General features: G+C 62.8%; 20 protein-coding genes. 7 read left to right on the top strand and 13 right to left on the bottom strand.

The annotated features are described in order from the left end of the window. Position 1 precedes the first annotated feature (1 nt). The 8 genes from ABIE20_RS13290 to ABIE20_RS13255 form a co-directional block, all read right to left on the bottom strand. Positions 2–805, bottom strand: a complete 804-nt coding sequence (locus ABIE20_RS13290) for a MetQ/NlpA family ABC transporter substrate-binding protein (protein WP_429505480.1) — start codon at positions 803–805, stop codon at positions 2–4. After that, entirely contained in the window at positions 798–2,189 is a 1,392-nt protein-coding gene (locus ABIE20_RS13285; RefSeq protein WP_429505479.1) for an LLM class flavin-dependent oxidoreductase, read from the bottom strand. Before ABIE20_RS13285 ends, ABIE20_RS13290 begins: the two co-directional genes overlap by 8 nt. Then, the gene (locus ABIE20_RS13280; protein ID WP_429505478.1) at positions 2,189–3,394 is read right to left on the bottom strand and encodes an SfnB family sulfur acquisition oxidoreductase; all 1,206 of its coding nucleotides are present in this window, start codon (positions 3,392–3,394) and stop codon (positions 2,189–2,191) included. Before ABIE20_RS13280 ends, ABIE20_RS13285 begins: the two co-directional genes overlap by 1 nt. 22 nt (positions 3,395–3,416) lie before the next feature. Further along, on the bottom strand, positions 3,417–4,658 hold the full coding sequence (locus tag ABIE20_RS13275; RefSeq protein ID WP_429505477.1) for an SfnB family sulfur acquisition oxidoreductase: 1,242 nt from the start codon (positions 4,656–4,658) through the stop codon (positions 3,417–3,419). 277 nt (positions 4,659–4,935) lie between these two features. Further along, complete coding sequence (gene tcyN / locus ABIE20_RS13270) at positions 4,936–5,697, bottom strand: L-cystine ABC transporter ATP-binding protein TcyN (RefSeq protein ID WP_429505476.1); 762 nt, start codon at positions 5,695–5,697, stop codon at positions 4,936–4,938. Positions 5,698–5,700: 3 nt separating this feature from the next. After that, positions 5,701–6,366: a cystine ABC transporter permease gene (gene tcyL, locus ABIE20_RS13265; protein ID WP_123565219.1), complete on the bottom strand. Its 666-nt coding sequence runs from the start codon at positions 6,364–6,366 to the stop codon at positions 5,701–5,703. Continuing rightward, on the bottom strand, positions 6,366–7,166 hold the full coding sequence (gene tcyJ, locus ABIE20_RS13260) for a cystine ABC transporter substrate-binding protein (RefSeq protein WP_429505475.1): 801 nt from the start codon (positions 7,164–7,166) through the stop codon (positions 6,366–6,368). The genes tcyL and tcyJ overlap by 1 nt, the downstream gene beginning before the upstream one ends. Positions 7,167–7,272: 106 nt before the next feature. Next, positions 7,273–8,271 carry a D-cysteine desulfhydrase gene (locus tag ABIE20_RS13255; RefSeq protein ID WP_429505474.1) on the bottom strand — a complete coding sequence of 333 codons (999 nt, stop codon included), beginning with the start codon at positions 8,269–8,271 and terminating at the stop codon, positions 7,273–7,275. Between the two features lie 192 nt (positions 8,272–8,463). Between ABIE20_RS13255 and epsC the strand changes: the two genes are divergently transcribed. Then, positions 8,464–9,396 (top strand): serine O-acetyltransferase EpsC, encoded by a 933-nt coding sequence (gene epsC, locus ABIE20_RS13250; protein ID WP_429505473.1) that lies wholly within the window; start codon positions 8,464–8,466, stop codon positions 9,394–9,396. Positions 9,397–9,602: 206 nt separating this feature from the next. Then, on the top strand, positions 9,603–11,603 hold the full coding sequence (gene betT / locus ABIE20_RS13245) for a choline transporter BetT (protein ID WP_045201147.1): 2,001 nt from the start codon (positions 9,603–9,605) through the stop codon (positions 11,601–11,603). A gap of 67 nt (positions 11,604–11,670) precedes the next feature. On the opposite strand, the gene tauD is transcribed toward betT, so the two are convergent. The 5 genes from tauD to tauA (ABIE20_RS13220) form a co-directional block, all read right to left on the bottom strand. After that, positions 11,671–12,504: a taurine dioxygenase gene (tauD, locus tag ABIE20_RS13240; protein WP_429505472.1), complete on the bottom strand. Its 834-nt coding sequence runs from the start codon at positions 12,502–12,504 to the stop codon at positions 11,671–11,673. 19 nt (positions 12,505–12,523) lie between these two features. Continuing rightward, on the bottom strand, positions 12,524–13,363 hold the full coding sequence (tauC, locus tag ABIE20_RS13235) for a taurine ABC transporter permease TauC (protein WP_429505471.1): 840 nt from the start codon (positions 13,361–13,363) through the stop codon (positions 12,524–12,526). Beyond that, positions 13,360–14,154 carry a taurine ABC transporter ATP-binding subunit gene (gene tauB, locus ABIE20_RS13230; protein ID WP_429505470.1) on the bottom strand — a complete coding sequence of 265 codons (795 nt, stop codon included), beginning with the start codon at positions 14,152–14,154 and terminating at the stop codon, positions 13,360–13,362. Before tauB ends, tauC begins: the two co-directional genes overlap by 4 nt. A gap of 15 nt (positions 14,155–14,169) precedes the next feature. After that, a complete protein-coding gene (gene tauA, locus ABIE20_RS13225) occupies positions 14,170–15,147 on the bottom strand; it encodes a taurine ABC transporter substrate-binding protein (protein WP_429505469.1) in 978 nt (325 codons plus the stop codon). 169 nt (positions 15,148–15,316) lie between these two features. Beyond that, positions 15,317–16,288 (bottom strand): taurine ABC transporter substrate-binding protein, encoded by a 972-nt coding sequence (gene tauA / locus ABIE20_RS13220; RefSeq protein ID WP_429505468.1) that lies wholly within the window; start codon positions 16,286–16,288, stop codon positions 15,317–15,319. Between the two features lie 347 nt (positions 16,289–16,635). On the opposite strand from tauA (ABIE20_RS13220), the gene ABIE20_RS13215 reads away from it, so the two are divergent. The 5 genes from ABIE20_RS13215 to ssuD all read left to right on the top strand — a co-directional run bounded on the left by ABIE20_RS13215 (position 16,636) and on the right by ssuD (position 21,860). Next, complete coding sequence (locus tag ABIE20_RS13215) at positions 16,636–17,982, top strand: OprD family porin (RefSeq protein ID WP_429505467.1); 1,347 nt, start codon at positions 16,636–16,638, stop codon at positions 17,980–17,982. Positions 17,983–18,140: 158 nt separating this feature from the next. After that, positions 18,141–18,779 carry a peroxiredoxin gene (locus ABIE20_RS13210; protein WP_429505466.1) on the top strand — a complete coding sequence of 213 codons (639 nt, stop codon included), beginning with the start codon at positions 18,141–18,143 and terminating at the stop codon, positions 18,777–18,779. 222 nt (positions 18,780–19,001) lie between these two features. Continuing rightward, positions 19,002–19,595: an NADPH-dependent FMN reductase gene (gene ssuE / locus ABIE20_RS13205; RefSeq protein WP_038998182.1), complete on the top strand. Its 594-nt coding sequence runs from the start codon at positions 19,002–19,004 to the stop codon at positions 19,593–19,595. Positions 19,596–19,687: 92 nt separating this feature from the next. Beyond that, positions 19,688–20,653, top strand: coding sequence for a sulfonate ABC transporter substrate-binding protein (locus ABIE20_RS13200; RefSeq protein ID WP_429505465.1), 966 nt, complete (start codon positions 19,688–19,690; stop codon positions 20,651–20,653). 58 nt (positions 20,654–20,711) lie between these two features. After that, entirely contained in the window at positions 20,712–21,860 is a 1,149-nt protein-coding gene (ssuD, locus tag ABIE20_RS13195) for an FMNH2-dependent alkanesulfonate monooxygenase (RefSeq protein ID WP_115084834.1), read from the top strand. Positions 21,861–21,869 lie beyond the last annotated feature (9 nt).

Here is a 21,869-nt window from a genome sequence, read left to right as displayed (position 1 = left end):
CTCAGCTCTCCCAGCCGGCTTGGTAGAGCTTGCCGTGGGCCTGGTCGAGGGCGGCACGCACCACCGGTGAGTGCTGGTAGATGTCGATGAACCTGGCCAGGCGCGGGTCATCCTTGCTCTGCGGGCGGATGACGAACTGAATCACGTATTCCTTGTGGTCCAGGCCGTCGAACAGCAGCGCCGAGGTGGCGTCGAAGGTTTTGGCCAGGCGGATATAGGCCGGGTAGCCCTGGACCAGGTCGGCGTCGTCGTAGGCACGCACCAGTTGTACTGCTTCAACCTGGAGGATCTTCAGCTTCTTCGGGTTGGCGACGATGTCTTCTTCGCTGGCCTTGTAGCCGACACCGGGCTTGAGGGTGATCAGGCCGGCTTTGGCCAGCAACTGCAAACCGCGGCCGCTGTTGATCGGGTCGTTGGCGATGGCCACGCTGGCGCCTTCGGGCAACTCGGCGAAGCTCTTGTACTTTTTCGAGTACAGGCCGACGTTGTTGATGATCCCCGGGGCGAAGGGCACCAGGTCGAAACCGGCGGCGGCCTTGGCGTTTTCCAGGAACGGGATGTGCTGGAAGTAGTTCACGTCGATGTCGCCGGCCGCCAGGCTGACATTGGGGGCGATCCAGTCGCTGAACTCGATCAGTTCGACGTCCAGGCCCTGTTTCTTGGCCTCGCTGACGGCGGCTTCAAGCGGGATCGAGAAGGCCGCGGTGGTGCCGACTTTCAAGGCATCGGCGGCCTGGGCGGCGCCGAACAGGCCGAGGGTCAAGGCCAGGGCTGCGACCGGGCGGGCAATAAAGGTCTTAAGCATGCTGTAGCGCTCCCGTCGGGGTCGTGGTGGTGTGGCGATAGCTGGCGCCAGGATGGTCTGCCGGCAGGTGAGGCTGATCGCTGGCGAAGAGTTTTTCGCGCAGGCTGCCCTGTTCGTAGGCGGTCTTGTACGAACCGCGGCGTTGCAGTTCGGGGATGACCAGGTCGATGAAGTCGACATAGCTTTCCGGGGTGACTGTGCGCGCCAGGTTGAAGCCGTCCAGACCGGTTTCAGCGATCCAGCTTTCCAGCTCATCGGCGACCTGGGTCGGCGAGCCGATCAGGGTGATATAGCGCCCGCCCAGGGCGTGCTGTTCGAGCAGCTTGCGCCGGGTCCAGTCGTTGTTCTGCAGGTTCTTGGTGGCAGACTGGATGGCGTTGCTTTTCACGTACTGGATCGGCTCGTCCAGTTCGTACTCGGAGAAATCGATAGCGGTGGAACTGGCAAAGTGCGCAACACCGGCTTCGGGGCTGGCATAGCGCAGGTACTCGGCGTGCTTGGCCTTGGCCTGTTCTTCAGTGCGGGCGACGATCACCGTCAGGCCCATGAACACCTTGATCGCCTGCGGGTCACGCCCGGCCGCCACGGCGGCAGCGCGGACCTTGTCGACCTGGGCACGGGTGGCGGCCTTGTTCTGGCCGCTGATGAACACGCACTCGGCATGGTTGCCGGCAAAGCCCAGGCCGCGCTCGGAGCTGCCGGCCTGAAACAGCACCGGCGTGCGCTGCGGCGACGGCTCGCAGAGGTGATAGCCTTCGACCCGGTAGAACTCGCCCTGGTGCTTGACCTTGTGCACCTTGTCGGGCTGGGCATAGACCCGCTGCTGGCGGTCGTTGAGCACCGCGCCGTCTTCCCAGCTGCCTTCCCAGAGCTTGTACAGCACTTGCAGGTATTCGTCGGCCTGGTCATAGCGGCGGTCGTGCTCGGGCTGCTGATCCAGGCCCATGGCCTTGGCCGCGCTGTCGAGGTAGCCGGTGACAATGTTCCAGCCGACCCGGCCACGGCTCAGGTGGTCGAGGGTGGAAAGGCGCCGGGCAAACAGGTACGGCGGCTCGTAGGTGAGGTTGGCGGTCAGGCCGAAACCCAGGTTGCGGGTGACTGCGGCCATGGCCGAGACCAGCAGCAGCGGGTCGTTGACCGGCAACTGGATCGACTCTTTCAGCGGTACATCGACCGACTGCTGGTAGACGTCATAGACGCCGACGATATCGGCGATGAACAGCCCGTCGAACAGCCCGCGCTCGAGCAACTGGGCAAGCTCGGTCCAGTATTCGAGGGTTTTGTACTGGCTCGAGTTGTCCCGCGGGTGGGTCCACAGGCCGTGGTTGATATGGCCGACGCAGTTCATGTTGAAGGCGTTGAGCAGGATCTTCTTCTTGGCCATCAGATGGTGCCCCGCAACGGTGGATTTTCATCGTTGAGGTAGTAGTTGCCGATGGCGTGGTATTTCCAGCGCACCGGGTCGTGCAGGGTGTGCACCCGGGCGTTGCGCCAGTGCCGATCGAGACCATGCTCGGCCAGGGTCGCCTGGCTGCCAGACAGCTCGAACAGGGTGGTGCCCGCGGCGAGGGAAATCTCGGTGCTGATCGCCCGTGCTTCGGCCACGGCGATGGAGGCGGCAGCGACAGTTGCGGCATTGGGCTCGGCCTGGGCGCGGTCGAGGTATTCGCCGGCGCGTTCGAGCAGGGCTTCAGTGGCGTGCAAACGGATCGCCAGGTGGCCGAAGGATTTCAGCGTCAGCGGATCTTCGCTGGCCTGCTCGACCCCGGAGTCGACCCATGGCCGGCTGCGGGTGCGCACGAAGTGCAGGGCATCTTCGTAGGCGGCGCGGGCGATGCCGGTGTCGATGGCGGCGTGGAGGATCTGCGCCAGCGGGCCGACCGTGGTCGGACGCTCGAAGGCGCTCTGGAACGGCAGCACGTCTTCGGCGGCGACCTGGACGTTGTCGAACAGCACCGAACCGCTACCGGTGGTGCGCTGGCCGAAGCCGCTCCAGTCGTCGATGACTTTCAGCCCGGCGCTGTCTGCCGGGACGAAGGCCAGGCGCTGCACGCCGTCCTCATCGACAACCGAGGTGGGAATGCGCTGGGCATAGATTGCGCCGGTGGCGTAGAACTTGCGGCCATTGATGCGATAAGCGTCGCCGTCTCGGGTCAGGGCCGTGGTGCGGTCGTGGGCAGTCTTGGTACCCAGCTCGGCCAGGGCATTGCCGAAGCGCTGGCCGGCCAGTACTTCGGCGTACAGGCGCTGCTGTTGCTGCGGGCTGCCGTTGACCCGCAGCACTTCCAGGGCATAGAAGTGGTTCTGCGGGATCTGTCCCAGCGAGGCGTCGGCCTGGGCGATGCGGGCGATGACCTGGGCCAGGGTGACGTTCGACACGCCAGCGCCACCAAAGGCCTTGGGTACGCTGATGCCCCACAGGCCGGAGCGCGAGAACAGTTCGAGTTCAGGGTGCGGCAGGCGTCGCTCGCGGTCGCGCAGGGCGCTGTCGCGGCGCAGCTGGACGGCGATTTCCTCGGCGACTTGCAAAGCCTGGGCGTCAGTGTGGATGACCGCGACGTTGGCGTGCGGTTGCGGCAAAAGGCTCATAAACAGGGCTCCAGTGGTCTGGTCAAATCCAGGAGTGCCGGGCAGGCAAAGTACCGTTGAGGTGATAGGCGCCGACGGCGTGGTATTTCCAGCGCACCGGGTCGTGCAAGGTGTGCACGCGGGCATTGCGCCAGTGCCGGTCGAGGTTGAACTCGGCCAGGGTGGCGCGGCTGCCGGAGAGCTCGAAGAGCTTCTCGCTGGCCAGCAGCGAAATCTCGGTGGTCAGCACCTTGGCTTCGGCCACGGCAATCGAAGCGCGGGCGGCCGCGGCGGCATCGACCGGCGCGGCGCTGACTTCGTCAAGCACGCGCGCAGCCTTGCTCAGCAGTGCCTGGGCAGCATGCAGCTCAAGCTGCAGGCGGCCGACGTCGGCGATCACATAGAGGTCGTCGCTGGCACGATCGACCTTGGCGTCGATCCATGGCCGGGCTTTGTCACGAACAAAGGCGATGGTGTCGGCAATCGCCGCTTCGGCGATACCGGCATCGATGGCCGCCTGGATCAACTGCGAAGCCGCGCCCTGGATGTTCGCTACTTCACCCTGTTTCCAGGTGTCGATCACCAGTTCGGCATCGACCTGCACCTTGTCCAGCAGCACGGTGCCGCTGGCGGTGGTGCGCTGGCCGAAACCGGACCAGTCATCAACGATGCGCAGGCCCGGTGTGCCGCGGCGAACAAACGCCATGACCTGACGGCCGTCATCGTTCAGCGCCTTGACCGCGACCCAATGGGCAAACAGGGCGCCGGTGGAATAGAACTTCTGGCCGCTGAGCACATAGTGATCGCCCTCGCGGGTGATCCGTGCCTTGAGATCCAGGGTGTGCTTGGTGCCGCGTTCCGGCCCGGCATTGCCGATGCGCCAGCCGTCGAGCACCGAGGTGAACAGCAGCTCTTTCTGCCGCTCTGTGGCGGTGCCTTTGAGCAGTTGCAGGATGCCGAACTGGTTTTGCGGGATCTGCCCCAGCGCCGGGTCGGCGGCGCTGATGATGCGAAAGACTTCGGCGATGGTGACAAACGACACCTGCGCGCCACCAAAGGCGCGGGGGATGCTGATGCTGCCAAGGCCGCTGCGGGTGAACTGTTCGATTTCTGCCCAGGGCAGCTTGCGCTGCTGGTCACGTTTGGCCGCCTGGGTGCGTGCTGCTTCGGCCAGCTCATGGGCTGCCTGCAGGGCTTGTTCGTCGTTGCTCAGCACTTTGGCCGGCAGCAACAGCGGGGCGCTGTCCAGATCGCTGTGGACTGTGGTTTCTGCCAGATTGGACATCAGTACCGCTCCTTGGCTGCACTCAATGCCCTGGCGTTACGCACTGGGGTGATTGTGTTCCTGACCATACCTACCTCACGAATTGAAAACGTCGACGCGGGTTGCGACGACAAAATTGCGTTGGTCCGGTGGTCCGGTGCATATACCCTAATAGCGTATAAAAATTAAATAAACTAACTTTTAGGAATAAATATAGAAGTACTTGGCGGTCGCTGGACAAACGCCTGCCGGGGCAGGGCAGGCGTTGTCAGAGGGGCGGGGAAAGGCCGGAAAAAACTCAGTAGCCGGTGTTCTGCGTACCGAGGAACTTGCTCAGGAACTGGCGTGTGCGTTCTTCCTTGGGGTGGGCGAACAGCGCCTTGGCTTCGCCCTGTTCGACGATCACACCCTTGTCGAAGAAGATCACCCGGTTGGCGACATCGCGGGCAAAACTCATCTCGTGGGTGACGATGATCATGGTGCGCTTTTCTTCGGCAAGGCCGCGGATGGTCGCCAGCACTTCGCCGACCAGCTCGGGGTCGAGCGCCGAGGTCGGCTCGTCGAAGAGGATCACCTCCGGCTCCATTGCCAGGGCCCGGGCAATCGCCACCCGCTGCTGCTGGCCGCCGGAGAGCTTGCGCGGGTAGGCGGCTTCCTTGCCGGCCAGGCCGACCTTGGCCAGCAGCTTCGTGCCCAGGGCCACGGCTTGCTCGCGCGGGGTCTTCTTGACCACCAGCGGGCCTTCGATGACATTCTCCAGCGCCGTGCGATGGGGGAACAGGTTGAAGTTCTGGAACACGAAGCCGACCTCCTGGCGCAACTGGCGGATCGGCCCGCTTTGCTGGCTGAGCGGGCGGTTGGCGTCGATCTCTACCTTGCCGACCTTGATTCGCCCACTGCTGGGGGTTTCCAGCAGGTTCAGGCAGCGCAGAAAGGTGGTCTTGCCGGAGCCACTGGGGCCGATGATGGCGATCACCTCGCCGGCCTCGACCTTGAGGCTGATGTCATCGAGCACGGTCTGGCCGTTGAACGCCTTGCTCAGTCGTTGTACCTCGATCATGCCTCAGGACTCCTGGTCGTGCCGGTTGACCCGCGCTTCCAGGCGGTTCTGCAGGTGTGCAAGAACGCTGGCCAGCACCCAGTAGATCAGTGCGGCGGCAAGGTACATGGTGAAGATCTCGAAGGTGCGCGCGGTAATCAGTTGCGCCTGGCGGAACAGCTCCGGCACCTGGATGGTGGCGGCCAGGGCGGTGTCCTTGACCAGCGAGATGAAGCTGTTGCCCAGTGGCGGCAAGGCGGTGCGCGCCGCTTGCGGCAGGATTGCCCGGCGCATGGCCTGGCCACGGGTCATGCCGATGCTGGCGGCAGCCTCCCACTGGCCGCGGTCGATGGAACTGATCGCGGCGCGGAGGATTTCACAGGCATAGGCAGCCATGTTCAGCGAGAAGCCGATCAGCGCTGCGGGCAGCGGGTCGAGTTCGATGCCCAGTTGCGGCAGGCCGTAGTAGATCATGAACAGCTGCACCAGCAGCGGCGTGCCGCGAAAGAACGACACGTAGACCCGCGCCGTCCAGCTCAGCAGCTTGATCGACGACAGGCGCATCAGCGCCAGGCCAAAGCCCAGCAGCAGGCCAAAGAACATCCCGCCGAGGCTGAGTATTACCGTGTAGTACGCGCCCTTGAGCAAAAAGGGCGCGGACTCCAGCGCCAGTTGCAAAGCTGCTTCCATTATTGAGTGACGTCAGCGTTGAAGTACTTTTCCGAAAGCTTTTTCAGCGTGCCGTCGGCGCGCAGCTTGTCGAGGGCCTGGTTCACTGCTGCCAGCAGTTCCGGCTCGTCTTTGCGCAAGGCGATACCGGCTTCCTGGCGGGAGAAGGCGTCACCGGCGGCGGTGGTGTCTTTGGCTTTCTTGGCGTATTCCAGGGCGGCCAGACGGTCGATCAGGATGGCGTCGATACGGCCTACGCGCAGGTCCTGGAACTTGGTCGGATCGTCTTCGTAGGTGCGCACGTCCGCGGTCGGCACGTTGGCCTTGACCCACTGTTCGTAGTTGGTGCCCAGGCCCACGCCGACTTTTTTGCCGCCCAGGTCGGCAGCGGACTTGATGTTCAGCTCGGCAGCCTTTTTCGTCAGCACCAGCGCCTGAATCCCGGAAACGGTGTAGGGCGCGGAGAAGTCATACTTCTTCTTGCGCTCATCGGAGATGGTCACCTGGTTCACCACCGCGTCCAGGCGCTTGGACTCAAGTGCCGCGAGGATGCCGTCCCACTTGGTTGGCTGCAGCTTGACCTTGACCCCCAGCTCCTTGGCCAGGGCTTCGGAAAGCTCCACTTCGAAGCCGGCCAGCTTGCCGTCGGCGTCGACGAAGCTGAATGGTGGATAAGTGCCTTCAAGGCCGATGTTGATCACGCCCTTGTCTTTGATCTGCTGCAGTTGCTCACCAGCGACAGCCTGGCCGAGCAGGCTGGCGCCGAGCAGCAGGCCCAGGCCTGCGGCGACTGCCTGTTTACCGAACGCGGAAATCTTCATGGTTAGCCCCAATGTTGTTGTGAATGTGGCGCTGACTATAGGGTGACGCTTTTAGTTTGAAAAATAATATAAATTCATTTTCTTATATTATTTCAAACTATGTTAATTAGCCGTTCCAGACCTCAGGGTAGGCGAATAATGCCGGGGCCCCACCGGTATGCAGAAAAATCAGCGGGCCGTCATCGAATCGCTGGCGGGCAATGCCATCGAGCAGCCCGGCCATGGCCTTGCCGGTGTACACCGGGTCGAGCAGCAAGCCTTCCTGGCTGGCCAGCAGGCGGATGGCGGCGAGGGTGCCGGCGTTCGGTTCGCCATAGCGCGGGGCGAAGTACTCATCCCACAGTTCGATCTTGAAGTTGTCCGGCAGGCGCAGGCCCAGCAGCTCGGCGGTGCGCTCGGCCAGGCCCTGGACTTTCGGGCGCTGGTCTTCGTCACTGCGCGACACGGTCACGCCGATCACCGGCAGGTTCGGCAGTTTTTCTGCCAGGGCGATGGCCAGGCCGCTGTGGGTACCGGCACTGCCGGAGGCCAGTACTACCCCGGCGAACTGCTCGCCGCAATGTTCGATCTGCTCGGCAAGCTCCAGGCCCGCGCGTACATAACCCAGGGCACCGAGGGCATTGGAGCCGCCAATCGGCACGATGTAGGGCTTGCGCCCACTGGCGTGCAGGCGCACGGCCAGGGCCTGCAGTTGTTCGTCGGCATGGTCGAGGTTGTCGACCAGCTCGACCTTGGCGTCGAACAGCTCCAGCAACAAGCGGTTGCCGTTGTGCTGATAGTTGAGCGAATCGGTGCCGATCGGGTTTTCCAGCAGGGCTACGCAGGCCAGGCCCAGTTGCGCGGCCAGTGCCGCTGTCTGGCGCACATGGTTGGACTGGATGGCGCCTGCGGTCACCAGGGTGTCGGCGCCCTTGGCCAGGGCATCGGCGGCCAGGTATTCGAGCTTGCGCACTTTGTTGCCGCCCAGCGCCAACGGCGTGCAGTCGTCGCGTTTGACGTAGATGTCGCGGCCGGCCCAGGCCGAGAGCCGATGCAGTTTTTCCAGCGCGGTGGGGGCGCCAAGCAGGTCCAGACGATTGAAGCGGGCAAGCTGTCGGTCGATCATGGGGTCACGTCGGCTAGGTAAAATTCGACTATAGGCAGCCCGGGGCGGGTGGGCAACTCCCGGGCTTATGCCGCCTTTATCGCGTTCAGGAATAAAGGGTTATTTTTTCTGTCGCAGGAAATTGCCGTAAAGTAATCGGCACTTCGGCGGCACCACCATCCACCGACCGCCGCTGCAGCAGGAGAGGTAACCGTGAGCGACAACGCGCAAACAGGGCATTGGCAGCTGCAAACCATCGTCGGCCAGCTGCGTGCCGCCCGCGACCAGTGGCGCAGCAGTAACGGGCGCAGCAGCGGCGAGCAGGGCGGCCGCGAGCTGCCATCGCGTGAGGCCATGCGCCATATTCTCGAGCAGTTGTGTGGTGCCCTGTTCCCCATGCGCCTGGGCCCGGTCGACTTGCGTGAAGAGAGCGAAGACTTCTATGTTGGCCATACCCTCGATGCCGCGCTGACCGCCTTGCTCGCCCAGGCGCAGCTGGAACTGCGCTATGTGGCGCGCCACGGCAAACAGGCCACGGCCGAGATCGACGCCACGGCGCTGCGCCTGATCCAGGACTTTGCCGCCGCCCTGCCAAGCCTGCGCAGCATCCTCGATACCGATGTGCTGGCCGCTTTTCATGGCGACCCGGCGGCGCGCAGCGTCGATGAAGTGCTGTTGTGCTACCCGGGCATCCTTGCGGTGATTCACCACCGCCTGGCCCACCACCTGTATCGGGCCGGCCTGCCATTGCTGGCGCGGATCAGCTCGGAGCTGGCGCATTCGGCCACCGGCATCGACATTCATCCGGGGGCGCAGATCGGCCCGAGCTTCTTCATCGACCATGGCACCGGCGTGGTGATTGGTGAAACGGCGATCATCGGCGAGCGGGTGCGCATCTATCAGGCCGTGACCCTGGGCGCCAAGCGCTTCCCGGCGGACGAAGACGGGCAGTTGCAAAAAGGCCATCCGCGCCACCCGATTGTCGAGGACGACGTGGTGATTTATGCCGGCGCGACTATTCTGGGACGAATCACCATTGGCAAGGGTTCGACCATCGGCGGTAACGTCTGGCTGACCCGCAGCGTGGCCCCGGGCAGCAACCTGACCCAGGCCAATCTGCAGCACGATGACGGTACCCAGAAGTAGATTCTAATGGCCATCGCGGGGCAAGCCCGCTCCCACTGTGGGAGCGGGCTTGCCCCGCGATGGGTCGCGCAATGGTCCCATCCATGTTTAACTTGAACGCTTGTTCAAGTTTAAACGGTGGTCCGCTGCCGGTGTTCAACAGGAGGAAACCCTTTGCTGAACCCGTTCAATCCAAGCTTCTCCCCCCTCGGCGAGGTGCACGACCTATGAGTGCACCCAGCTCCGAATCCAGCGGCAAAATCCGCATGAACCCGCCGGTTTTCTATTTCGCGGCGAGCTTTATCCTCATATTCGGCCTGGTGGTCATCAGCAATCCGCAAGCCGCTGGCGAGTGGCTGCTGGCGGCGCAGAACTGGGCGGCCAACACCGTTGGCTGGTACTACATGCTGGCGATGACCCTGTACCTGGTCTTCGTGGTGGTCACCGCCTTGTCTGGCTACGGCAAGATCAAGCTCGGTGCCGACCACGACGAGCCCGAGTTCAGTTACTTGTCCTGGGCCGGCATGCTGTTCGCTGCCGGCATCAGCATTACCCTGTTCTTCTTCTGCGTCTCCGAACCCCTGACCCACATGCTCCAGCCGCCGCAAGGCGAGGCCGGTACGGTCGAGGCCGGGCGCCAGGCCATGCAGCTGCTGTTCCTGCACTGGGGCCTGCATGGCTGGGGGGTGTTCGCTTTTGTCGGCATGGCCCTGGCGTATTTCGCCTACCGCCATAACCTGCCGCTGGCCCTGCGCTCGGCGCTGTATCCGCTGATCGGCAAGCGCATCAATGGCCCGATCGGCTATGCCGTCGACGGCTTCGGCATCATCGCCACGGTGTTCGGCCTGGGCGCCGACATGGGCTTTGGCGTGCTGCACCTGAACTCCGGCCTGGACTACCTGTTCGGCGTGCCCCACACCCAATGGGTGCAGGTGATCCTCATCACCCTGATGATGGGCGCGGCGGTCGCGGTGGCGGTCGCCGGGGTCGAGAAAGGCGTGCGAGTGATGTCCGACATCAACATGTTCCTGGCCTGCGCGCTGCTGCTGTTCGTGCTGTTCGCCGGGCCCACCCAGCACCTGTTCAACACCCTGATCCAGAACCTGGGTGACTATCTTGGCGCCTTGCCGCGCAAGAGTTTTGACGTTTACGCCTACAACCAGGCCAATGAGTGGCTGGGCGGCTGGACCGTGTTCTACTGGGCCTGGTGGATTGCCTGGGCACCGTTTGTCGGCCTGTTCATCGCGCGAATTTCCCGCGGCCGGACCATCCGCGAGTTCGTCTTCGGCGTGCTGCTGATTCCGCTGGGCTTCACCCTGGCGTGGATGTCGATTTTTGGTAACAGCGCGCTGTTCCAGGTGCTCGAACACGGCATGACCGCGCTGGGCCAGTCGGCCCTCGACAACCCGTCGATGACCCTCTACCTGTTGCTGGAAACCTACCCGTGGAGCAAGGCGGTGATCGCCGTTACGGTGTTCATCAGCTTCGTGTTCTTCGTGACCTCGGCAGACTCCGGCACCGTAGTACTCTCGACCCTCTCCGCCCGTGGCGGCAATGCTGATGAAGACGGGCCGAACTGGCTGCGGGTGTTCTGGGGCGCGATGACCGCACTGGTGACCAGCGGCTTGCTGTTCGCCGGCAGTATCGACTCGCTGAAATCGGCGGTGGTGCTTACCTCGCTGCCGTTCTCGGTGATCCTGTTGCTGATGATGTGGGGCCTGCACAAGGCGTTTTATCTGGAGTCGCAACGGCAGATCGCCCAGTTGCATTCGCTGGCGCCGTTCGCCAATTCGCGGCGCGGCCGCGGTGGCTGGCGTCAGCGCCTGAGCCAGGCCGTGCACTTTCCGTCACGCGACGAGGTATACCGCTTCATGGACGACGTGGTGCGCCCGGCGATTGCCGAGGTGACCGAGGTGTTTAGCGAAAAGGGCCTGCACGTCATCACCCAGGAAGACCCGAGCCACGACAACGTCAGTTTGAAGATCGGCCATGGCGAAGAGCAGCCGTTCATTTACCAGGTGCAGATGCGCGGCTACTTCACGCCGTCATTTGCCTTGGGCGGCCTGGGTACCCAGGAGTTGAAGAACCGCCGTTACTACCGTGCCGAGGTGCACCTGAGCGAGGGCAGCCAGGACTATGACCTGGTGGGCTACAGCAAGGAGCAGATCATCAACGACATTCTTGATCAGTACGAACGGCATATGCAGTTCTTGCATCTGGTGCGCTAAAAGCATCGTGGTCTTGCCCGCTCCCACAGTGTGGACTGCTGGGAGCGGGCAAGACCGCGATGGATCTTTAAAACGGCGCATCCCCGAGAATCGTCGCCCGGTGCATCACCCGCCGCGCCGGCCGGTAATCATCCACCGCGTAATGCTGGGTCACGCGGTTATCCCAGAACGCCACGTCGTTTTCCTGCCAGCGCCAGCGAATGGTGAACTCCGGGCGGGTCGCGTGGGCGAACAACAGCTTGAGAATCGCCTCGCTTTCAGCCTCGCTCAGTTCGTTGATGCGGGTGGTGAAGCCCTCATTGACGAACAGTGCCTTGCGCTTGCTCACCGGGTGGGTACGGATCACCGGGTGCGACAGCGGCGGGTTGTTACGCCGTGCCGCTTCCCAGCGCGCCAGGTCCTCAGGGGTGGTGCCGAAACGCTCCAGCGGGAACGACTTGGTGAAATCATGGGTGGCGGTGAGGCCAGCCAACAGCTGCTGCAGCGGTGCCGACAGCGCTTCATAGGCAGCAATGCCGCTGGCCCACAAGGTGTCGCCGCCGTAGGCCGGCAGCTGCTTGGCACTGAGCACCGCACCCAGTGCCGGAGTCGGCAGGAAGGTTACGTCGGTGTGCCAGATGGCATTGTCGCGCACGTCGGTGACGGCGGTGTCGAGCACCAGCACCTGCGGGGTTTCAGGCACATTCGGGTAGATCGGGTGGATATGTAGGTCACCAAAACGCGCGGCAAATTCGGCCTGCTGCTGCGGGTTGATCGGCTGATCGCGGAAGAACAGCACCTGGTGCTTGAGCAGCGCCTGTTCGATGGCGTCGCGTTGTTCTTTGTTGATTTCGCGGCTGAGGTCGATGCCGCTGATCTGGGCGCCGAGCGCCGGGCTCAGCGGGGTAATGGTCAGGCTCATGGTTGTTCTCTATCCGTTTTCAGTGGCTCTGGCCGTGCCAGGGCACCAGCTTGCGCTGCAGGGCGCGCAGGCCCATCTCCAGGGCGAAGGCAATCAGGGCGATCACCAGGATGCCCAGCACCACCACGTCGGTGACCAAAAACTGCGCCGCCGACTGCACCATGAACCCCAGGCCGCTGGTGGCGGCGATCAGTTCGGCTGCGACCAGTGTCGACCAGCCGACCCCCAGGCCAATGCGCACGCCAGTAAGAATGTCGGGCAGGGCGCTGGGCAGGATTACATGGCGAATCAGCTGCCAGCGCGTGGCGCCCAGCGACTGCGCCGCGCGCAGCTTGGTCGGGTCGACGGTGCGCACACCGGTGGCGGTGGCAATGGCGATCGGGGCGAAGATCGCCAGGTAAATCAGCAGCACTTTCGACAGCTCGCCGATACCGCACCAGATCACGATCAGCGGCAGGTAGGCCAAGGGCGGAATCGGCCGGTAGAACTCGATCAGCGGGTCGAGAATGCCGCGGGCGATACGGTTATGGCCGATGGCAATGCCGATCGGGATCGCCGAGACAATCGCTGCGCCGAGGGCCAGGCCGATGCGTTGCAAGCTGGCGCCCAGGTGCTGCCACAGGGTGGATTCCATGTAGCCCTGGGTCAGCAGCAACCAGGCCTTGCCCAGCACCGCTTCGGGGGAGGGCAAAAACAGCGGCTCGATCCATTCGGCGGCGGTAACCGCCCACCACAGCAGCAACAGCGTGGCCAGGGTCAGGCCGCTGATCCAGCGGGTGCTCAGGCTGCGCCGGGGTTTGCTCGGTGCGGTTTGACTGGCGGCGCGTTTGCTCGTTACCGGGACATCCAGGCTGCTCATGCGGACTCCTGCCGCGTTGCGGCACTGCGTTGGGAGAACACCCGGGCCAGCACGTGCTCGCGGGTTTCGATAAAGCTCGGGTCGGACTTGATCGAACGGGCCGACTCGCCGGCGCTGTAGCGCTGGCCGAAATCCAGTTGCAGGCGTTCGACGATCTGCCCCGGGTTCGGCGCCAGCAACACCAGTTCGGTGGCGAGGAACACCGCCTCCTCAATGTCGTGGGTAATCAGGAACACCGGCTTGGCGGTACGCTGCCAGACCTGCAACAGCAACTCCTGCATCTGTTCACGGGTAAAGGCATCCAGCGCGCCGAACGGCTCGTCCATTAGCAGCACCCGTGGGTCGGCAGCGAGCGCCCGGGCCAGGCCCACGCGCTGCTTCTGGCCACCGGACAATTGCCAGATGCGCCGGTTGCCGAAGTCCGCCAGGTCGACCAGGGCGAGCATTTCGCGGGCCTTTTTCTCGCGGCTGGCGCGTGGCACGCCGGCCAGTTCCAGGCCGAAGGCGACGTTGGCCAGCACGTCCTGCCAGGGCAGTAGGGCATCATCCTGGAACACCACGCCGCGCTCGGCGCCAGGGCCTTGTACCGGCTCGCCGTCGAGGGTGATACGGCCGCTGCTGGGCGCCACGAAACCGGCAATCAGGTTGAGCAGCGAGGTCTTGCCGCTGCCCGAAGGGCCGAGGGCCACCAGCAATTGCTGCGGGCCCAGGCTCAGGTTGATATCGGCCAGCACCGGCTCGGCCGCGCCGGGGTACTGTGCGCTGATGCGCTCCAGTTGTAACAGGGCCATGGTCTGCTCCGAGTCTCAGTTGGCGATGAATTTGGCGCTGACATAAGGCGCGTAGTCCGGCAGCACCGCTTCGACCTTGCCTTGCTCCTTGAGGAAGGTGGCGGTGTCGGTGATTGCCTGGGTGGTCGGTGCGCCCAGTGCTGCGACCTGGTCGGCGGCCAGCGGGAACACGTTGCCTTGCAACAGGCCAGGGATATCAGCCGCCTTGGCGCCGGAGAGCTTGACCAGCTTGTCGACGTTACTCTGGTTTGCCAGCCACGCTTGCGGGTCCTTGCGGTAGTCGGCGTAGGCATCGAGGGTGACCTTGGCGAAGGCCTTGACGATCTCCGGGTGCTTGGCGGCGAAGTCCTTGCGCACGATCCAGGCATCGAAAGTCGGCGCGCCTTTTTCGGCCAGCTCACCGGAGGTGATCAGCACCTTGCCGTTTTCCTTGGCTACGCCCAGGGCAGGGTCCCAGACGTAGGTGGCGTCGATGTCACCGCGCTTCCAGGCGGCGATGATTGCCGGTGGCGCGAGTTTGAGGATCTGGACCTTGGCCGGGTCGATGTTCCATTGCTTGAGTGCGGCCAGCAGGCTGTAGTGGCCGGTGGAGACGAACGGCACGGCAATCTTCTTGCCGATCAGGTCCTGTGGCGAGTTGATGCCGGCGCCATCGCGGGCAACCAGGGCTTCGGCAGCGCCGATCTGGGTGGCGATCAGGAAGGTTTCCACCGGCAGCTTGCGGGTCGCGGCCGCGGCCAGCGGGCTGGAGCCGAGGTAGCCGATCTGCACGTCGCCCGAGGCCACGGCGGTAATCACGTCGGCGCCGCTGTCGAACTTGCGCCAGTCGATGTCGGCCTTGCTGGTTTTTTCGTAGGTGCCATCGACCTGGGCGACTTTCGCCGGGTCGACGGTGGTCTGGTAGGCCACCGTCAGGTCAGCCGCCTGGGCAAACCAGCTGGTGCCGGCCAGGGTCAGGGCGGCGAACAGGCGCAGGGGAGCATGCAGGGTCATGGTTAACTCCTTGTCAGGCTGGCGATTGTGTTGGTGTGGGATAAGACTAGATGATCTAAGAAAGTTAAAATAAATAACTTTTTAGCATTAGCTTAGGAGCCAATTGATTTAAGGCGCCCACAGGCATAGCGCAGTGCCTGTGGGAGCGGGCTTGCCCCGCGATACGATCTCACTGAATAAACTTGGCGCTCACGTACGGCGCATAGTCCGCCAACACCGCTTCAACCTTGCCTTGCTCCTTGAGGAACTGCGCGGTCTGGGCAATCGCCTTGGGCGTCTGGCTCTGCAGTAACTGTGGCTGCGCCTGGGCATCGGGGAACGCCGCACCGGCGAGCAGCTCCGGTACATCCGCAGCATTGGCACCGGTCAGCTTGGCAATCTTCTGCACCGCCAGCGAGTCGGCCGTCCACTGCGCCTTGTTGGCAGCGTAGTCGGCGAAAGAGTCGAGGGTGACCTTGGCGAACTTGCTCACCACCTCAGGATGCTTCTCGGCAAAATCCTTGCGCGCTACCCATACCTCGAAGGTTGGTGCACCCCAACCGCCCACCTCTGCTGCATCGGTAAGCGTCTTGCCGGTCTTGCGGATCTCGCCCAGGGCTGGCGACCAGACGAAGGCGCCGTCGATGTCGCCACGCTTCCAGGCGGCGGCGATTTCCGCCGGTTGCAGGTTGACCACCTTGACCTGGCGGGTGTCGAGGTTCCAGTGCTTGAGAGCGCCGAGCAGGCTGTAGTGCGAGGTGGACACGAACGGTGTGGCGATGGTCTTGCCGACCAGGTCCCGGGGGCTGTTGATACCGCTGCCGTTGCGCACCACCAACGCTTCGGCGGCGTTGATCTGCGCCGAGACGATAAAGGCCACGATCGGCAGCTTGCGCGAAGCGGCCGCGGCCAGCGGGCTGGAACCCAGGTTGCCGATCTGCACGTCGCCGGAGGCAATTGCGGTGACCACTTCCGGGCCGCTGTTGAACCGGCGCCAGGCAATTTTTTCACCAATGGCCTGCTCATAGGCGCCATCGGCCTGAGGCACTTTGCTCGGGTCGATGCCGGTCTGGTAGCCGATGGTCAAGTCAGCCGCCTGGGCGACAAAAGTGATGCTGGTCAAGGCCAGGGCGGATAGGAAACGCAATGATGGTCTGGCCATGAGGGCTGCCTTGTCGAAGGGGGAAGGTTCGACAAAGCTAAGCGATCTAAAAAACCGCTTTCAAATACCCTTTAGGAATTAGCTTATGTGCCGATAACGGCAGCGAAGAAAAATCGCGGGAGATATTCCTTAATAATCTGAAAAATTAAGAAATAAGTCTTTTTGGATTTATAGGATTGTCATTATCCTTCACCCCCACCGCTGGTGCATTAGACCAAAGTAGTGAAATGAATAGTTACGATTGACTTGACGGTCACCCTTTGGTGCTAATCGCCAATCGACGTCGAGCGGGACACAAGATCCTGCCGTAAGCGACACACAAGAATTAGAACGTAGAGGAGCAAAACATGTACAAGTCCACCTTGGCACTTGCCGTGGCCGTTGGGGTTCTGGCCCAGCAAGCGGGTGCTGCCGGTTTCGTTGAAGACAGCAAGCTGTCGCTCAGTTCCCGCACCATGTATTTCAATAACGACAACCGCGAAGTTCACACACCGGCCAACAACCGTGGTGGTGACAACCGTGAAGTCGGTCAGGGCTTCAAGCTCGACTACTTGTCGGGTTTCACCGAAGGTACCGTAGGTTTCGGCGTTGACGTCCAGGCGCTGTGGGGCATCCACCTGGATGGCGGCCGTGGTCGTCACCCTGATAACAGCAGCTTCTTCCCAAGCGATACCGATGGTTCGGCTTCCAGCCAGTGGGCGCGCATTGGTGGTAACGCCAAGGCCCGTTTCTCCAAGACTGAAGCTCACTTTGGTAGCGCCCTGGCGCCTAACCTGCCAATCCTGGTGTCCAACGACGGCCGACTGCTGCCACAGACCTTTGAAGGCGGCACCATTCAGTCGAAAGAAATCGACAACCTGACGCTGAACGCCGGTCAGCTGACTCATGCTATGGGTCGTGCATCGAGCAACCGTACTGGTCTGTCTGTTGCAGGTGCCACCGAGGACAGTAACAAGTTCCAGTTCGCTGGTGGCGACTGGAAAGTCACCAAAGACCTGACCCTGCAGTACTACTACTCGAACCTGGAAGACTTCTACAAGCAGCACTTCCTGGGCCTGGTTCACGTTTACCCGATCGGCAACGATCAGTCGTTCAAGACCGACCTGCGCTATTTCGATAGCAGCAGCGATGGCAAGAACGGTGACGTTGGCTACCGTTTCAACAACAACGGTGGCTATGCCAAAAATACCGGTGAGGTCGACAACAAAACTTGGAGTGCCATGTTCACCTACACCCTGGGTGGCCATGCGCTGATGCTGGGTCATCAACAAGTCGGTGATGACGGTGGCTTTGTCTGGCTGAACCAAGGTAGTGTCACTGACGGCAATGGCCGCAATGAAGGCGCCGCTGGCGCCAGCTTCTACCTGTTCACCGATAGCATGATCAACCAGTTTGCTCGTGCAGGTGAAAACACCACCTTCGGTCAGTACTCGTATGACTTCGCGCGCCTGGGCGTTCCAGGCCTGAAAGCATCGGTTGCCTACCTGCGTGGCGACGACGTAAAGAACCCTGTGGGCGGCGGTACTTACCACGAGTGGGAGCGCGATGCGCGTGTCGACTACGTGATCCAGGAAGGTACCCTCAAAGGTCTGGGCGCTAGCCTGCGCCATGGTAGCTACCGTGGTGAAGGTCAGAGCATCGACGACCAGGATCAGACCCGCCTGATCTTCAACTACACTTACAGCTTCATGTAAGTCCGGTTGAAACGAGAAGCCTCGCCCTGTGCGAGGCTTTTTTTTACCTGCCTCTTTATATAAGTAAAGATTATAAATAAATTGATATTTATTCTTTTTAATTTCATCAGGAAGCAGGCAAAGTGAAGCCATAACGAACCCAGCCAAGGAGCCGCACCATGAGCCTCAGACTCGGCGATATCGCCCCCGACTTCGAACAGGATTCCAGCGCCGGCAAGATCCGCTTTCACGAATGGCTGGGCGACAGCTGGGGCGTGCTGTTCTCCCACCCGGCCGACTTCACTCCGGTGTGCACCACCGAACTGGGTTTCACCGCCAAGCTCAAGGAGCAGTTCGCCGAGCGCGGGGTCAAGGCCATCGCCCTGTCGGTGGACCCGGTCGATTCGCACCACCGCTGGATCGAAGACATCAACGAAACCCAGAACACCACTGTCAACTTTCCGATCCTGGCTGATGCCGATCGCAAGGTTTCCGACCTCTACGACCTCATTCATCCCAATGCCAACGACACCCTGACGGTGCGCTCCTTGTTCGTCATCGATCCGAACAAGAAGATCCGCCTGACCATCACCTATCCGGCCAGCACCGGGCGCAACTTCCACGAGATCTTGCGGGTAATCGATTCGCTGCAACTGACTGACAACCACAAGGTTGCCACTCCGGCCAACTGGCAGGACGGTGACGAGGTGGTGATCGTGCCGTCGCTCAAGGATGAAGATGAAATCAAACGCCGCTTTCCCAAGGGTTACCGGGCGGTCAAGCCGTACCTGCGCCTGACCCCGCAACCCAATCGTTGATCTTTAGCCATAGCAGGGAACTCGGGCCGTTTACGGCCCTTTTTTTATTCCCCTGGGGCCGGTAGGCGCGGGCTTGCCCCGCGATGCTCATATAGTTCTGCAAGGAATAAACAAATGAAAAAATATGATTTATAGATATATGTATCGAGCTGTTAAGGTCACCCCACTCCAGCGAGAACTCTAACTCGCGGCCCTCTAGAACACGATCAAGGATGCGCTCCAATGCTGGTTGTTTCTCTCGGTGGTAGTCCCAGTCTGCGTTCGCGCTCCGGCGTTCTGCTTGAGCGCAGCCGCCAGTGGCTGCAAGGCCAGGGCGTGGAAGTGGTGACTTTCCAGGTGCGGGATTTTCCGGCCGAAGACTTGCTCCATGCCCGCTTTGACAGCCCCAAGGTGCAGCACTTCCTGCAACTGGTGGAGCAGGCCGACGGCCTGGTGGTTGCCACCCCGGTGTACAAGGCCTCGTTTGCCGGTGCGCTGAAAACCCTGCTCGACCTGCTGCCCGAGCGCGCCCTGAGCCACAAGGTGGTACTGCCAATCGCAACCGGCGGCAGCATCGCCCACATGCTCGCCGTGGACTACGCGCTCAAGCCGGTGCTGTCGGCGCTCAAGGCCGAGGAAACCCTGCAAGGGATCTTTGCCGACGACAGCCAGATCGCCTACGGCGAAGGCAGTGCCGCCGCGCAACTGGCGCCGGCCCTGGAGCAGCGTCTGCACGAATCGCTGGAACTGTTCCACCGTGCCCTGGCCCGTCGCCCCAAGCCGGTCGCGCCCGGTGTGTTGAATGAACGTCTGCTCAGTGCTCGCTGGAGCATTTGAGGCGTACCACCCGCTACCTGTAATTCCCACCTTACTCGCCCGCCAACGGGCAAGCAGGTGCAGCCTGAACCCCAACAGCAAAGGAGAGCGCTATGCGCACTGTCATTTTGCGTCGTGGTCTGGTCGCTCTGTTTGCTGCGGCTGTGTCCTTCGGCGCCATTACTCAAGCCCAGGCTGAAAGCCTGCGTATCGGTTACCAGAAGTACGGCACTCTGGTGCTGCTCAAAGCCAAGGGCACGCTGGAAAAACGCCTTGCCGCCCAGGGCGTGCAGGTGCAATGGACTGAATTCCCCGGTGGCCCGCAACTGCTCGAAGGCCTGAACGTCGGCTCGATCGACTTCGGCGTCACCGGCGAAACCCCGCCGGTGTTCGCCCAGGCCGCTGGCGCCGACCTGCTGTATGTCGCCTACGAGCCGCCGGCACCGCACAGTGAAGCGATCCTGGTGCCCAAGGGCTCGCCGATCCAGTCGGTGCAAGAGCTAAAGGGCAAGAAAGTCGCGCTGAACAAAGGCTCCAACGTTCACTACCTGCTGGTCCGCGCCCTGGAAGACGCTGGCCTCAAGTACAGCGACATCCAGCCGGTGTTCCTGCCGCCCGCCGATGCCCGCGCCGCCTTCGAGCGTGGCAGCGTCGATGCCTGGGTGATCTGGGACCCGTACCAGGCGGCTGCCGAGCAACAGCTGCAGGCGCGCACCCTGCGCGATGGCCAGGGCATCGTCGACAACCACCAGTTCTACCTGGCGACCAAGCCTTATGCGCAAAAGCACCCTGAAGTGATCAGCGCGCTGGTCGATGAGGTGCGTGCGGTGGGCGAGTGGTCCAAGGCCAACCCGCAGGAGGTCACCGACCAGGTCGCGCCGCTGCTCGGCTTGCCGGCTGACATCACCCTGACCTCGGTCAAGCGCCAGGGCTACGGCGCGGCCTTCCTGACCCCGGAAGTCATCGCCGCCCAGCAGAAGATCGCCGACACCTTCAAGACGCTCAAGCTGATTCCCAAGCCCTTGAGCATCAAGGACGTGATCTGGACCCCGCCGGCCAAGGTCGCCAGCGCCCCTTGACGATTTGCCCGCGCCGGGGCGCCGCCCCGGTCTGCGCCACCCCTAGGAGACAACTCCAATGAGCCTCAACGTATTCTGGTTTCTTCCGACCCATGGCGACGGCCATTACCTTGGCACCGCCGAGGGCGCGCGCGCCGTCGATCATGGTTACCTGCAGCAGATTGCCCAGGCGGCCGACCGCCTCGGCTTTGGCGGTGTGCTGATTCCTACCGGGCGTTCCTGCGAGGACTCCTGGCTGGTTGCCGCGTCGCTGATCCCGGTGACCCAGCGCCTGAAGTTCCTGGTCGCGCTGCGCCCGGGGATCATCTCGCCGACCGTGGCGGCGCGTCAGGCGGCAACCCTGGATCGTCTTTCCGGTGGCCGTGCCTTGTTCAACCTGGTCACCGGTGGTGATCCGGAGGAGCTGTCCGGCGACGGTCTGTTCCTCAGTCACGAAGAGCGCTACCAGGCCTCGGTGGAGTTCACCCGCATCTGGCGCCGGGTGCTGGAAGGCGAAACCGTCGACTACGACGGCCAGCACATCCAGGTCAAAGGCGCCAAGCTGCTCTATCCGCCGATCCAACAGCCGCGTCCGCCGCTGTACTTTGGTGGCTCTTCGGAGGCCGCGCAGGACCTGGCGGCCGAACAGGTCGAGCTATACCTGACCTGGGGCGAGCCACCCGCCGCGGTTGCCGAGAAGATCGAGCAGGTGCGTGCCAAGGCCGCCAAGCAAGGCCGTAGCGTACGTTTCGGTATCCGCCTGCACGTGATCGTGCGTGAGACCAACGCCGAAGCCTGGCAGGCCGCCGAGCGCCTGATCTCGCACCTGGACGACGACACCATCGCCCGCGCCCAGGCCTCGCTGGCACGCTTCGATTCGGTCGGCCAGCAACGCATGGCCGCGCTGCATGGCGGCAACCGCGACAACCTCGAAGTCAGCCCCAACCTCTGGGCCGGTGTCGGCCTGGTGCGTGGCGGTGCCGGTACGGCGCTGGTCGGCGACGGCCCGACCGTGGCCGAGCGGGTCAAGGAGTACGCAGCATTGGGCATCGATACCTTCATTTTCTCCGGTTACCCACACCTGGAAGAGTCGTACCGGGTTGCAGAGCTGTTGTTCCCGCACCTGGATGTGGAGCGTCCGCAACTGCCGCAAAGCGGTGGCTACGTAAGCCCGTTCGGCGAGATGGTCGCCAACGACATCCTGCCCAAATCCTCGGCGCAGCGCTGAGGGTCGGGC

It is taken from the genome of Pseudomonas sp. 2835, assembly GCF_050435905.1.
GTDB lineage: Bacteria > Pseudomonadota > Gammaproteobacteria > Pseudomonadales > Pseudomonadaceae > Aquipseudomonas.
Note: the sequence above shows the minus strand (reverse complement) of the source record. Positions and strands in the feature narration are given on the sequence as shown.